This window comes from Pedococcus sp. P2_E5 (assembly GCF_056403895.1).
On the sequence record NZ_JBFUEP010000034.1, the window covers coordinates 37,905 to 50,706 of the forward strand.

Sequence of the window (12,802 nt, forward strand, 5' to 3'; positions counted from 1 at the left end):
CGTGTCGCGCCGGAGGATCTCGCGCGGCCCACTCGTCGAGCCCTGTGGGCAGGCGGCCCTGAGGATGGAAGCCTGTGGACCGATCAGTCCGCAGCGGCCCCATCGCTGAGCGGATCCCGTTGGGGCACATCCCGGTCCAGAGGCTCGAGCAGTCCACCGAGGTCGGCGAGGAACAAGGCCTGGGTGAGCGCAGTGCGCCGCAGCTCGTCGGGGTCGACGCTCTCGCCGGGCGAGTGGATCCGCGACTCGGGCTCCTCCACGCCGAGCAGCATGATCTCGGCATCGGGGACGAGCTCGGCGAGAGCGGTCGCCAGCGGGATCGAGCCACCTTGCCCGGTGGTCACCGCGTCGCGGCCGAACGCCGTCCGCATCGCCCGCCGCATGGCTGTGTATGCCGGTCCGTCGGTCCGCGCGCGGAACCCGTGTCCCAGCGACACCGGCTTGATCTCCACCTGCGCGCCGAACGGCGTGTGCGCCCTCAGGTGGGCGATGAGCAGCTGTTGGGCGGCGGCTGCATCCGTGTCGGCCGGGACCCGGAGGTTGACCACGGCCCGGGCCTCGCCCTGGGCCGCTGCCGTCACCTGCGAGATGGGAGGGCAGTCGATGGCCAGCACGGTGGCCGCCGGTCGCGCCCACAGGAGGTCGGCCACGGAGCCGGTGCCCGTCAACGGCTCGACACCGTCGAGGAGCCCCGCATCGCCGCGGAACCTGTTGGTGTCAAAGGGGGCTCCGTCCCACACTCCGCCGTGGTCGAGCCCGTCGATCGTCGTCTCGCCGCTCGCGTCGCGCAGGCTCGCCAGGGCCGTGAGCAGAGCCTGGAGCGCATCGGGCGCGGCGCCGCCGAACATGCCGGAGTGCGCCGCGTGCCTCATCGTGCGCACCGTCATCAGGACGCTGCCGGTACCCCGCAGGGAGGTCGTGAGGGTGGGGAGCCCGGCCTCGACGTTGCCGGTGTCGGCGAGCAGCAGGGCATCGCACTGCACGAGCTCCGGGTGGGCGCGGGCCAGGGTTTCCATGCCGCCGCTGGACTGCTCCTCGGAGCCCTCGCAGACGACGGCCACCTCGACCGGCCACCCTCCGAGCACCTCGCGAAGGGCCCGCAGCGCAAGGATGCTGGCCATGAGGTTGCCCTTGCAGTCAGCCGATCCCCTGCCGTACCAACGCCCCTCGCGCTCGGTCAGCTCCCACGGCGGGGTCTGCCAGGCGGCCGGGTCGCCGACCGGCACGACGTCGTAGTGCGAGTACAGCAGCACTCGCGGCGCCCCGTCAGGGCCGACCGAGCGCCCGACCACGGCGAGCGATCCGTCGGGCGTCTCATGCACCCGTATGCCGTCCACCCCGGCTTCCGTGAACAGCTCACCGACCAGCGCGGCCGCCGCCCGGCACTCGCTCTCGGGCTCGATCGCGGGGTTCGCCACCGAGCGCAGCGCGACGAGGCGCGCGAGGTCGTCGCGAGCCCGCGGCATACCTGCGTCGACGGCCGCCGCGAGGCGGGTGGCGAGGGGCGCGGAAGGTTGGGTCACGGCACCAGGTCGTCGAGGTAGAGCGGGAGCATCTCCCACCAGGTCGGCCAGTCGTGGTCGTAGCGGTCGCCCCAGTCGTCGACCCGGTTGGGAACTCCCTTGCGGCCCAACGCATCCCCGGCCGCCCACGACTCGCCGACGTCTTCCCAGCGGCCGCTGCCGGATGCAAGGACGACGTAGCGCCGGCGCAGCATCTCCAGCGCCGGACCCTCGAGCCCGGGAAGGAACTGCAGCGGCGAGGCGAAGTACCAGTCCTGCGTGGTGTCGCCGCCGATGAACTTCTCCACGCGGAAGGTGCCGCTCATGCAGACCGCCGCCGCGAACAGGTGGGGGTAGCGGCAGATCATGGCGTAGGAGTTGAACGCACCGATGGAGGCGCCGGCCACCACCACGGCCTGCGGGGAGCTGTCGGCGTGGATGGCGGGCACCACCTCCTCGGCGACGGCCTGGTGGTACTGGTTGAACAGCCACATCCGGTGCTCGGGCGACCCCTCGTTGCGCTGCAGCGCCTGACCCGCCGCGCTGTCGCAGGAGTAGACCTTGATCCGGCCCGCCTCGATCAGCGGCGCGAGCGTCCCGACCAGGTGGTGGCGCTCCACCTCCTCGGCATCACCGCCCGCGGTCGGGAACAGCAGCACGGGCACGCCGTAGTGGCCCCAGCGCACCAGGGTGATGTCACGCCCCATCCGCTCGGAATGCCAGCGTTCGGTGACCTTCATGCCGTCCTCCAGRGGGTGGGGGGAGTGGGGTTCATCTACTCGTACACGAACTTCTGGGGTCCGGGGAACAGCCAGGACAGCCCGTCGCGCAGCCGGTCCCGCCAGTCCTCCCAGTTGTGGCCGTCCCGTGCCTCGACGTACTTGACGGTCATGCCCGCGCCGCGGAAGACCGGCACCATCGACCGGTTGGGCGTGATGAGCGGCTCGTAGATGCCGCAGCTCATGAAGAGCCGCTCCACCGGCGCGGTGGGCTTGGCCCGGTAGCGGTTGACGAACTTCACGACCGGGTCGAACGCCGGACCGCCGCCGTGGTCGGTGCCGATGTCGGTGAACACCAGCGACGCGGACTGCAGGAACAGCGACCCGAACACCCCCGGATAGCGCACCGCCGTCGACAGCGACGCGATGCCACCGAAGCTCGAACCCATGAGGGCTCGCGCATGGGGGTCGTCGATGAGCGGGAGCCGTTCGGCCAGCGTCGGGAGCAGCTCGCGGGCGATGAACCGGGCGTGCGGCGCGTGGTTGGGGTACTCGCGCAGCCGGTCGCGGGGCGGCACGAAGGCGACGATCAGCGGGGCGACGTCGAGGCGGTGGATGAGGTTGTCCAGCACGGTCTTCATCGCGGCGTAGTCGAGGTAGTCGGTGCCGTCGTGGACCACCAGCAGCGGGTAGCGCAGCGACGCGTTGTAGCGCGCCGGCAGGTAGAGCTTGACCTGCTGCTCGCGGCGCAGCGCCTTGGACTGCAACGTGTCCTCGATGATCTCGCCCTGGCGCGCCTCCGGGTCGTGGTGCACCCAGTCCGGCACCTCGTAGCCGGTGGCGGCGCAGACCGAGCTCGACCCCATCGGGGAGTGGGCCAGCCGCTGGTTGAGCGGGTCGTTGAAGGTCGCGTAGTGCTCGCCGTTGCGGGTCTCGAGCTGGTACTCGACCCGCGAACCGTTGGGCAGCACCGTCGTCGCCGCCCACAGGTCGGTGTCGGGCAGCCGCTTCATGGGCAGCGGGTCGGGCAACCCCACGACGCGGTGCCGGACCCGCACCTCGTCGGCCTCGCCGCGAAAGAGGAACGTCGCACGCTCGCCCTCGATGATCGGCGCCCCGTGCCGCGCGACGAACCTGTCGATGACAGCCCCGTCCAGGGGCAGGCGCTCGCGCAGCCGGTTGACGGCCAGCCGTCCCTCGCTCACGCCGCACCCCCGCTCGCGCCGGCAGCGCCGGCGCCGTTCGCGCCCTTCGCGCCACCGGCGCCCATCTCGTGGATGGCGCCGTCGAGCCCGAGGATCCTGGCTCCCAGGGGCAGGCCCCCGTCGGCGGTCAGCTCGAGGGCCGTGCCGTCGTCGAGGAGGACACAGTGCTGGTCGGTGAAGCGACGTGCCATCACGGCGCACCGGTCGCGGTCGTCGAGGCGCAGCCGGCGCCGCGCGTGGGGCAGCGCCACCAGTCCGCGCACCCGTCCCAGCCCGCGGTCGAACACCTCGGCCTCGGTGTTCCCCTCCGGTCCGTGGTCGTGGAAGAGCACCACCCGCTCGGTCAGGGCCATCGCGCCGGCCGACCAGGCGATCACCGGCACGTCGTCGGGGATCCTGATCGCGAACAGTCGCAGGGTCCGCAAGAGGGTGCCGACGTGCCCTCCGGTGAGCACCACCGCGGCCGACTGCCCCAGCAGGTCGGCGAGCTCCCCACGGTGCCAGCCGATGACGCCGCTCGCGTCGATCGGCGAGGCAGCGTCGAGGTCGGCGTAGAGCGCCTTGAGCTGCCCGGCGTACCAGTTGTCGACGTGGCGGACCACCTCGATCGCGTCGTCCAGCGCCGCGTATGCCGGGTGCTCGCCCCGCACGCGACCCTCGCCTTCGCGCGTGCGCCGCTGCACGGCATACACCCCGTCCATGGCGTTCTGGAGGCGCAGGCGGTAGATGGACAGGAGGCCGTCGTGGCGGTCCCTGAAAGCCAGTGCGGCAGAGCCGAACTCGGCATCCTTGGCGATGACGTCGAGGCTGCGGTGGTAGAGCCGCAGGTGACGGGTGTCCCCGCCGAGGACGGTCTCGAGCTCGTCGACGACGTCCTCGCGCTCCTCCCAGCCTGCGTTGATGGTCGCCACGGGTCCGTCGACACCGAGTGATCGCAGGGCGGTGCCGGCCGTGGTCATGAACCGTTGCGGCCCGAGGAGGACAGTGCGCATCAGGGGGCGGCGACGACTAGCCCGCATGGACGTGGACGGTCTGGCCCACGTCGTCGAGCATGCTGCGGAGGGTGTCGTAGTCCGGGTGGCGCATGCGCACGTACGCGTTGGCCATGTAACCGGCCTCGACGGGCTGGGTGTGGTGGCCCTCGGGCGGGAAGTGACCGTCGATGATCCACTGCCCGTAGCGGCCCTGGATCTCGTCGATGCCGGAGTACCCCGTGATGTGGCCGTCTGCGTCGGGCCGCAGGGCGATGATCCCGGCAGAGAAGGGGCGCCGCATCTGCTGTTCGGGGACGCCGTGGGTGATGACGTGGGCCCACTCGCGGTACACGTCGACCTCGTTGCTCGCGGAGTAGAGGTCCCAGCACCCCACGCCGGGTGGCCGGCAGCCGATCTCGGAGAACTTCAGCCCCTTGGGGCCGTGGAACCACTCCATGTGGGTGGCGCTCGTCCCGATGCCGAGCGCCTCGATGACGCGGGCGCCCATCGCCGCCACCTCGGCGTAGAAGGGCGAGTCGGCCATCCGGTTGGTCGTGGCGAACTGGGGCGAGATCCAGCGGCTGCGCATCGCCTCCAGGACGTTCGGGTAGTAGTGCGTGGTCCAGTCGTGGACCACGCGGCCGTCCTTGGCGATGGTGTCGTAGAAGCCCTCGTGGCCCTCGACGAACTCCTCGATCGCGATCGACGCGGCGCCGTGCGACCCGAACTCGGTCAGGGCGTGCGCCAGCTCGGTGTCGTTGTCGACCCGCATCGTGTCCTTGGCCCCGGCGCCGTCACGGGGCTTGAGGATGAGCGGGTACCCGACGGCCTCGGCGAAGGCCCAGGCCTCGTGGGCGTGGTCGACGGCGGCCGAGGCGGCCGTGGGCACTCCGGCCTCACGCAGCGCCTGCTTCATCGACGGCTTGTCGCGGCACAGCCACGTGGTGCGCACCGAGGTGCCCGGGATGCCGGTGGCCTCGCGGACCTGCGCGGCGACCATGGTGTGCGCCTCGACGGTCGCCTCGAGCCCGTCGACCCACACCTTGGACTGGATGAACCGCACCGCCTCGACCATCGCCCTCAGGTCGGTGACGGACCCGACCTTGTAGTAGCCGCTCATCGCGCTGCGGAGCTCGTCGTCGAGCGTGTACTCGTCGGACTCCCCGATCCCGATGACATTGGCCCCCACGGAGGCCAGGGCGAGGGCGAAGCGGCGCTGGTTGGCGGGGAACCCCGGCTCGACGAAGACGATGTTCACGGACCCGACCCTATGCCGACCCGGGCCCGAGTGCTCGTCGCGGTGCGGCGAGGTGGGCGTGCGCGGCCCCGACCCGGTCGCGCCACCAGTGCTCACGCTCGGGCGTCGCCGCCCAGCGGGCCAGCAGGTCCCCATCCGGCGCGACCCGACCCAGGGGCAGGGCCCCCGCGCGGGGCACGAGCGGGTCCGCGCACACGTCCCCCTCGAGGAGGGCGACGGTGCCCAGCCCGCACGCAAAGGGCAGGTCGGGCAGCGCTGCCGCCAGCGCCACCCCCGCGGCCATCCCCACCGACGTGTCGAGCGCCGACGACACCACGGCAGGCAGCCCGCAGTCCGCGACCACCTCCAGGGCGCGCTGGACGCCCCCAAGCGGCGCCACCTTGACGACCACCAGGTCGGCGGCCTCCTCGCGCGCCACCCGCACCGGGTCATCCGCCTTGCGGATCGACTCGTCCGCGGCGACGAGGACATCGATCCCGTTGCGGGCCAACGCCAGGCGCAGCTCGCGCAGCTCGCTCACCTCTGCGCACGGCTGCTCCGCATACTCCAGCCCGTATGCCGCGAGCCGCCTCAGCGCGTCCGTCGCCTCGGCCACGGACCACCCACCGTTCGCGTCCACCCGGATCCGCCCCGCCAATCCCATCGCGTCGCGTACCGCGGCCACGCGGCATACGTCGTCCTCGATGGTCTGGCCCCGCTCGGCGACCTTGACCTTCGCCGTCGTCGCGCCGTCGAAGCGGGCAAGGACGTCCGCGACCTGGGCTGCGGACACGGCGGGCACGGTCGCGTTGACGGGGATGCTGTCGCGCCTCGGCGCCGGCCACTGGCCCCAGCCCGCCTCGACGGCGGCCGACAGCCACCGGGAGGACTCGTCGGCGGCGTACTCGAGGAAGGGTGAGAACTCACCCCAGCCTGCCGGACCGTGCAAGAGCGCCGCCTCGCGCACCGTGACGCCACGGAAGCGGACGCGCATCGGGATGGAGACGACCCGCATTCCCGCGAGCAGCTCCTCGAGCGGGGGCAGCGGCGGGGTGGTCATGCGCCCATTGCAGCAGACGCGCCCGGACCGCTGGTGGCGGCCCGGGCGCGACCCCTGCCGTCAGTGGTCGTGCGGGGTGAGCTGGTTGCGGATCTCGCCCGCGGGGTACTTCGTGCTGTGGACGTTGGCGTAGGTCGAGTCGGCCCGGATCGCCGCGAGCAGCTCCGCGAACTCTCCCGCTGCGATGCCCTGGCCGCCCGGGCCGATCACGTCAGCAGCCCGCAACGTCCCGCTGACCTCGCCCGGGTTGGTCGTGGGGCAGGCGGGCGTGACGACTCCCGGAGGCGCGCCCACGTTGCTGCACAGGAAGACGCTGACCCCACCGGTCTGGGACGGGGAGCCGAAGTGGATGTGCGACTGGGTGACGGTGCCCTCGAGGTTGGCGTACCGCACCCGGTAGTCGATGGTGCCGGCGTCCGGGTCGATCCGCAGGCGAATCGACCCCGAGCCGCTGGTGGACAGGGCCAGGGGTGTCTCGTGGTACCCGCTCAGCCGCTCGGTGACCGTGAAGGACTCGTGGTCGCCGTCGCCCGCCGCGGCGACCGCGCCGACTCCGAGGACACCGACGGCACCGAGCCCCCCGGCTGACGCGATGACGCCCCACTGCTTGAGTGTGTTCATGCAGACCTCCTGAAAAAGGGCGCGGGCGGGAATCCACCCGCCCTTCTGCTACGAATCCCCATCGACAAACGTTCATCGACGGTGCCCAGAAACCGTCCGACGAGAGGGCACCCGTGCCGACCCTGTCCGATTTCTCCGCAGCCACCCTGTCCGGCGAGGACCAGCCGCTGTCGACCTATGCCGGTCAGGTGGCCTTGGTCGTCAACACGGCGAGCGAGTGCGGCTACACGCCCCAGTTCGCCGGTCTCGAGGAGCTGTACTCGTCGTACTCCGACCAGGGCCTGGTCGTGCTCGGGTTCCCGTGCAACCAGTTCGGCGGCCAGGAGCCGGGCCACGAGGCCCAGATCGGCGAGTTCTGCGAGCGCAACTACGGGGTGACCTTCMCGATGTTCGCCAAGGTCCAGGTGAACGGTGCCGAGGCCCACCCGCTCTACGACTGGCTGAAGTCCGAGAAGCGCGGCCTGATGGGCGCCAAGATCAAGTGGAACTTCACCAAGTTCCTCGTGGGCCGCGACGGCAGCGTCCTCAAGCGCTACGGCTCGACCACCAAGCCCGAGGCCATCGCCAAGGACATCGAGGACGCCCTCGCCGCCTGAGCCCCCACGGCGACGTGCCTTGCCGCGCCACTCACCAACGCGCTGCTCAGGTCTTCGGAGGCGAGCTGCCTCGAGGTCCGCCAGCGCCCGTTCCATCATCAGGAAGTTCCTGAACCGGCCCACCAGAAGGTCGGCACTCCCCAGCCTCCACACGTCCGGTGCCCGGTGTGGGTGGCCAAGACGCACGTCCACACCGTCCGGGCCGGCCACCGCGTGGGCGAACCTGCGTGCCCTGTCATGGGGCGAGGACCTCAGCCCCATGTGCGTCCACAACGCGGTCGACGTGAGGGCTCGGCCAGGCCCGACCAGGTCGTTGGCCATGGCCACCGCGTGGATCACGGCGCCTGCCGAGATGTCGTCGCGGTCGTGACCGCGCAGCAGGGCTGGTTCGGCCGCGACCGCCCGCACCAGGAGACGTCGACAGGCGGTGCGACCCTCGACGCCGATCAGCGACAGCGCCACGTCGTCGACGCGCGCCGCGATCGCGGCCACTCGATCGCGGAGGTCGGCCGGCACCAGACTCAGGTCGAGCGGCTCGTCGGGCAGAGGGTCCCTGGTCAGCCCATCCAGCTCCTCCGCACCGCCGACGAGGGAACGCAGCCAGGTCCTCGCCAGCTCGTGCCGCGGTTGCATCGGCACGTGGATCACGGCGGGCGGTGGCGCCGGTCGAGGTTCGCCCCGCCCCAGCTCGAGGGCGGCGCACTCGTAGCCACTTCCCCCGACGGGTCTGCGAATGGTGTCCACGACCTTGTCGTCCATCAGGACGACCATGGTCAGCTGTCCGAGATCGCGCCCATACCCTCGATCGAACCCGTCGTCGTAGCCGTCGTCGAACCTGTCATCAGCCATCAGGTCCTCGTACCGGCGCTCGTCGCTGCTTCGTCGGCCGAACGGCAACACCGCCGCCTGGTCACCCCACGGTTCGCCCCCATCGACATGGCTCATCTCACTCCCCTTCTGCCAGGGCGACCCGCCCCCGGGCCGCCGCTCTGGGAGAAACCCTGACAGCCGCCGGGGACAGCGCCGGCGACTTGTCCACAGCCCCGACCAGGATGCGGATGAATCCCTTGCATCATGATGCGCCCTGTGATGCACTGATGACATGCGCACCACCATCACGATCGACGACAGCCTCCTCAGGGAGGCGAAGGTCTTGGCCGCCCGCACAGATCGCACGGTCAGCAGCGTCCTCGAGGAGGCCCTCCGGCAGATGCTCGCGCGCCAGATCGAGTCGGATGAGCGCAGACGGGCGAACTTCACTCTGCCCAGCTATCACGGCGGCGGCTTCCTCGTCGACATTCTCGACAAGGAAGCCTTGGCCGACGCCTTGGGCGACAACGACCCCCGGTGATCATCTTCGACGTCAACGTGTTCCTGAACGCCATGGACCTCGACGCCGCAAGCTACCCGGTGGCGAACCAGGCCCTCGTCCGAGCGCTGACCGGTACCGAGCCGGTCGGCGTCATCGACGAGACCCTCACAGCCACGGTGCGCATCTGCACCAACCGGCGCATCAAGACCCAGACGGCGTCGACCGAGCAGGCCCTGGCCTTCTGCGAGCGCATCCGATCCGCGCCCGTGGCCGAGCGCGTGCAGTCGGGCGCCGCCGCCTGGCAACGCTTCGTCGGGCTGGTCACCTCCCTGGAGCTTCGCGGCAACGACATCACCGATGTGTGGCTGGCGGCGCAGGCGATCGAGCTCGGCGCGCACTTCGTCACCTTCGACAGCGGCTTCCGGCGGTTCCCGGGCCTGCACGTCACCATCCTCGGCGCACCGGCACCAGGGTGACGTATGCCGCGGGGGCGACCACGCGGCATACCTCGCCGTGGGCGCGGCTAGGCTCGCGCAGGTGAGCGAGCAGCCTGTGGTGAGCCAGACCTTCGACCCGGACGCGTGGGATGCCGTGCAGGGTTTCGAGTTCACCGACATCACCTACCACCGGGCGCGTGAGGTGGGGGCCGTGCGCATTGCGTTCGACCGCCCCGAGGTGCTCAACGCGTTCCGGCCGCACACCGTCGACGAGCTCTACCAGGCGCTCGACCACGCGCGCCGCACCCCGGACGTGGGGGTCGTGCTGCTGACGGGCAACGGTCCCGGTCCGGAGGGTTCGGGCAGCGAGGGTCAGTGGGGATTCTGCTCGGGAGGCGACCAGCGGATCCGGGGGCGGTCGGGCTACCAGTACGCGCAGGGCGACACCGCCGAGACGGTCGACCAGCGCAGGGTCCAGGCCGAGGGCGGACGGCTGCACATCCTCGAGGTGCAGCGGCTGATCCGCACCATGCCCAAGGTCGTCGTCGCGGTGGTCAACGGCTGGGCGGCCGGTGGTGGCCACTCGCTGCACGTCGTGTGCGACCTGACCATGGCCAGCCGTGAGCACGCGCGCTTCAAGCAGACCGACGCCGACGTGGGCTCGTTCGACGGGGGCTACGGCTCGGCCTACCTCGCCAAGATGGTCGGCCAGAAGTTCGCCCGAGAGATCTTCTTCCTCGGCCGCACCTACACCGCCGACGACATGCACCGGATGGGGGCGGTCAACCTCGTCAGCGCGCACGCCGAGCTCGAGTCGGATGCGCTGCAGGTCGCTCGGGAGATCATGGGCAAGAGCCCGCAGGCGCAGCGGATGCTCAAGTTCGCGTTCAACCTGCTCGACGACGGGCTGATGGGGCAGCAGGTCTTTGCCGGGGAGGCGACCCGGCTCGCGTACATGACCGACGAGGCCGTCGAGGGGCGCGACCAGTTCCTCGAGAAGCGCGACGCCGACTGGTCGCCCTTCCCCTGGTACTTCTGACGAGCCACCCCGGCCGCTGAGGGCGCTGCGAGGTGTGGCCGCGTGCCGTCAGCCGGAGCCGCCGAGGTCGACCTCGAAGGCCTCGTAGACGARGTCCGCCCCGCGCTGTCGGTGCCGCACCAGCTGCCCCATCAGCGTGGTGACCTCCTCGCGGAAGGCCGGCAGGTCGGCGATGGTGCCACCGTGCTCGAGCACAGCGAGATAGCCGGCGATCGCCTCGGCATAGCTCGCGTGCTCGCCCGTCAACCGGTCGACCGCCCTCATCAGCCGCGGGGCCCCTCGACGCACACCGTCATAGATGCCGCCGGGCCGTTCGGTCAGCGTGATGTGGTCCTGGAAGTCGTGGGACAGCTCGGCGAGCGCAGCCCGGACCCGTTCGCGCCACGCGCCACCGCGGGCGATCGGCGAAGCAAGCGCCTCGTCGACGGCCGCGACCGAGTCGCGCAGCTCCCCCCGGTGAGCGCGTACCCGCTCGATGTATGCCGCGAAGTCGGCGTCCATGGCACCTCCCGTGGTCCATCGTCCCGCCACGCGTCGGGCGCGTCCACCCGGCGGCTAACCTGACCGGGTGACGTCGCTGCGACCGCTGGCCATCGCCGCCGGCCGGGGCGCCGTGGCTGTCCTCCCCGCGCTGCGCCAGGCCCTCGACGGCGAGTTCGCCGTCCTTCCGTATGCCGCGGGCGGCCATCCGCCGACCGTCCCGGACCGCGTTGCCTCCGTCGGCGGGGAGTCCGGGAGTCCCGAGCCCGACGACGGGACCGTTCTCGTCGTGGGGACGTCGGGCTCCACAGGTACCCCCAAGCTCGCGATGCTCCCGGCCACCGCTCTCGCCGCCAGCGCCGCAGCCACTCACGAACGACTCGGCGGGCCGGGGGCCTGGCTGCTGGCGATGCCACCGCACCACATCGCGGGGGTGCAGGTGCTGCTGCGATGCCTGGCAGCGGGCACCGAACCCGGCTTCGTCGACCTGTCCGAGGGCTTCACCGCCAGCGCGTTCACCGAGGCAGCCGCGACGTTCGCCGGGAACCGCCGCTACACCGCGCTCGTCCCCACCCAGCTGGTCCGCCTGCTCGACGACGAGCGAGCCACTGCCGCCCTCGCCGGTTTCGACGCCGTGCTCGTGGGCGGGGCCGCCAGCCCTCCCGCTCTGCTGGCGAGGGCACGCAAATCCGGGATCGCCGTCGTCACGACGTACGGCATGAGTGAGACCGCCGGCGGCTGTGTCTACGACGGAGTCCCGCTCTCCTGCACCGAGGTTCGCCTCGACGACGACGGCCGGCTCCATCTCGGCGGCGCCACCCTGGCCACCGGCTACCTCGGCCGCCCGGACCTCACCGCAGCCGCCTTCAGCACCGACTCCGCGGGGCGCCGATGGTTCCGCACCGACGACGTGGGTCGCGTCACGGACGCCCGCTGGCACGTCGACGGACGCCTCGACGACCTCATCTCCACCGGCGGCCTCAAGGTCGCACCACGCCTCGTCGAGGACGCCCTCACCTCACTTGCCGGCATTGCCGAGGCGATCGTCGTGGGCACCCCGGACGACCACTGGGGCCAGGTCGTCAGTGCCGCCGTCGTCCTCGCCGAGGCGGCCGGCCCCGACCCCGCACCCACGGTGGAGGAGCTGCGCGAGCTGCTGCGCGGCATACTCCCTCCGCAGGCGCTGCCCCGACGGCTCCTGGTGCTGCCGGCGTTGCCGGTGCGCGGGCCGGGCAAGCCGGACCGGTCGGCGGTCGCCGCACGCTTCGCGGACCACGCGTGACACCATGGGGAGATGATCCGGCTGCTGCCCTGGCTGCTGACGATCGCGGTGACCGTCTACGCCGTGGTCGACTGCGTCCAGACCGACGACGCGCAGGTCAGGGGCCTGCCCAAGCTCCTGTGGCTGCTGCTGATCCTGCTGTTCCCGGTCGTGGGGGCGATCGCCTGGTTCATCGCCGGACGACCGCAACGGGGCACCGCCGGTCGTGGACCGAGCGGGCGTGGGCCATCTCACCGGCCGCCGCCCCCGCGTGGCCCCGACGACGACCCGGACTTCCTCCGTAGGCTCTGAGCAGCACCCTGTCTGCACCACCGACGCTGCCGGCACCGCCCAGCACC

14 protein-coding genes are annotated in these 12,802 nt (G+C 71.5%); 6 read left to right on the forward strand and 8 right to left on the reverse strand.

Translation table 11 applies throughout. The features are described from left to right. Positions 1-83: 83 nt before the first annotated feature. Genes AC1DVZ_RS12970 through AC1DVZ_RS13000 form a run of 7 tightly spaced genes read right to left on the reverse strand, consistent with a single transcriptional unit; the run spans position 84 to position 7,318 of the window. A complete protein-coding gene (locus AC1DVZ_RS12970) occupies positions 84-1,523 on the reverse strand; it encodes a M20/M25/M40 family metallo-hydrolase (RefSeq protein WP_477618609.1) in 1,440 nt (479 codons plus the stop codon). After that, positions 1,520-2,242 (reverse strand): esterase family protein, encoded by a 723-nt coding sequence (locus tag AC1DVZ_RS12975; RefSeq protein ID WP_477613728.1) that lies wholly within the window; start codon positions 2,240-2,242, stop codon positions 1,520-1,522. Before AC1DVZ_RS12975 ends, AC1DVZ_RS12970 begins: the two co-directional genes overlap by 4 nt. 35 nt (positions 2,243-2,277) lie before the next feature. Further along, a complete protein-coding gene (locus tag AC1DVZ_RS12980; RefSeq protein ID WP_477618610.1) occupies positions 2,278-3,426 on the reverse strand; it encodes an alpha/beta hydrolase-fold protein in 1,149 nt (382 codons plus the stop codon). Next, a complete protein-coding gene (locus tag AC1DVZ_RS12985) occupies positions 3,423-4,418 on the reverse strand; it encodes a type 1 glutamine amidotransferase family protein (RefSeq protein WP_477618611.1) in 996 nt (331 codons plus the stop codon). Before AC1DVZ_RS12985 ends, AC1DVZ_RS12980 begins: the two co-directional genes overlap by 4 nt. A 16-nt stretch (positions 4,419-4,434) precedes the next feature. Continuing rightward, the gene (locus AC1DVZ_RS12990; RefSeq protein ID WP_477618612.1) at positions 4,435-5,658 is read right to left on the reverse strand and encodes an ATP-grasp domain-containing protein; all 1,224 of its coding nucleotides are present in this window, start codon (positions 5,656-5,658) and stop codon (positions 4,435-4,437) included. A gap of 10 nt (positions 5,659-5,668) precedes the next feature. Beyond that, positions 5,669-6,697: an o-succinylbenzoate synthase gene (locus AC1DVZ_RS12995; protein WP_477618613.1), complete on the reverse strand. Its 1,029-nt coding sequence runs from the start codon at positions 6,695-6,697 to the stop codon at positions 5,669-5,671. Positions 6,698-6,757: 60 nt separating this feature from the next. Further along, a complete protein-coding gene (locus AC1DVZ_RS13000) occupies positions 6,758-7,318 on the reverse strand; it encodes a CHRD domain-containing protein (RefSeq protein ID WP_477618614.1) in 561 nt (186 codons plus the stop codon). A 113-nt stretch (positions 7,319-7,431) separates the two neighbouring features. Here AC1DVZ_RS13000 and AC1DVZ_RS13005 point away from each other — a divergent pair, with 113 nt between their 5' ends. The 4 genes from AC1DVZ_RS13005 (at position 7,432) to AC1DVZ_RS13020 (ending at position 10,702) form a co-directional block, all read left to right on the forward strand. Next, positions 7,432-7,914 (forward strand): glutathione peroxidase, encoded by a 483-nt coding sequence (locus tag AC1DVZ_RS13005; protein ID WP_477618615.1) that lies wholly within the window; start codon positions 7,432-7,434, stop codon positions 7,912-7,914. Between the two features lie 1,102 nt (positions 7,915-9,016). Further along, a complete protein-coding gene (locus tag AC1DVZ_RS13010; protein WP_477618616.1) occupies positions 9,017-9,265 on the forward strand; it encodes a CopG family ribbon-helix-helix protein in 249 nt (82 codons plus the stop codon). After that, the gene (locus AC1DVZ_RS13015) at positions 9,262-9,702 is read left to right on the forward strand and encodes a TA system VapC family ribonuclease toxin (protein ID WP_477618617.1); all 441 of its coding nucleotides are present in this window, start codon (positions 9,262-9,264) and stop codon (positions 9,700-9,702) included. Before AC1DVZ_RS13010 ends, AC1DVZ_RS13015 begins: the two co-directional genes overlap by 4 nt. A gap of 61 nt (positions 9,703-9,763) precedes the next feature. Continuing rightward, entirely contained in the window at positions 9,764-10,702 is a 939-nt protein-coding gene (locus tag AC1DVZ_RS13020) for a 1,4-dihydroxy-2-naphthoyl-CoA synthase (protein WP_477618618.1), read from the forward strand. Between the two features lie 48 nt (positions 10,703-10,750). On the opposite strand, the gene AC1DVZ_RS13025 is transcribed toward AC1DVZ_RS13020, so the two are convergent. Continuing rightward, entirely contained in the window at positions 10,751-11,203 is a 453-nt protein-coding gene (locus AC1DVZ_RS13025) for a hemerythrin domain-containing protein (protein ID WP_477618619.1), read from the reverse strand. A gap of 67 nt (positions 11,204-11,270) precedes the next feature. Between AC1DVZ_RS13025 and menE the strand changes: the two genes are divergently transcribed. Next, positions 11,271-12,464: an o-succinylbenzoate--CoA ligase gene (gene menE / locus AC1DVZ_RS13030; protein WP_477618620.1), complete on the forward strand. Its 1,194-nt coding sequence runs from the start codon at positions 11,271-11,273 to the stop codon at positions 12,462-12,464. A gap of 12 nt (positions 12,465-12,476) precedes the next feature. Continuing rightward, a complete protein-coding gene (locus AC1DVZ_RS13035; RefSeq protein ID WP_477618621.1) occupies positions 12,477-12,755 on the forward strand; it encodes a PLDc N-terminal domain-containing protein in 279 nt (92 codons plus the stop codon). The last annotated feature ends 47 nt before the right edge of the window (positions 12,756-12,802 follow it).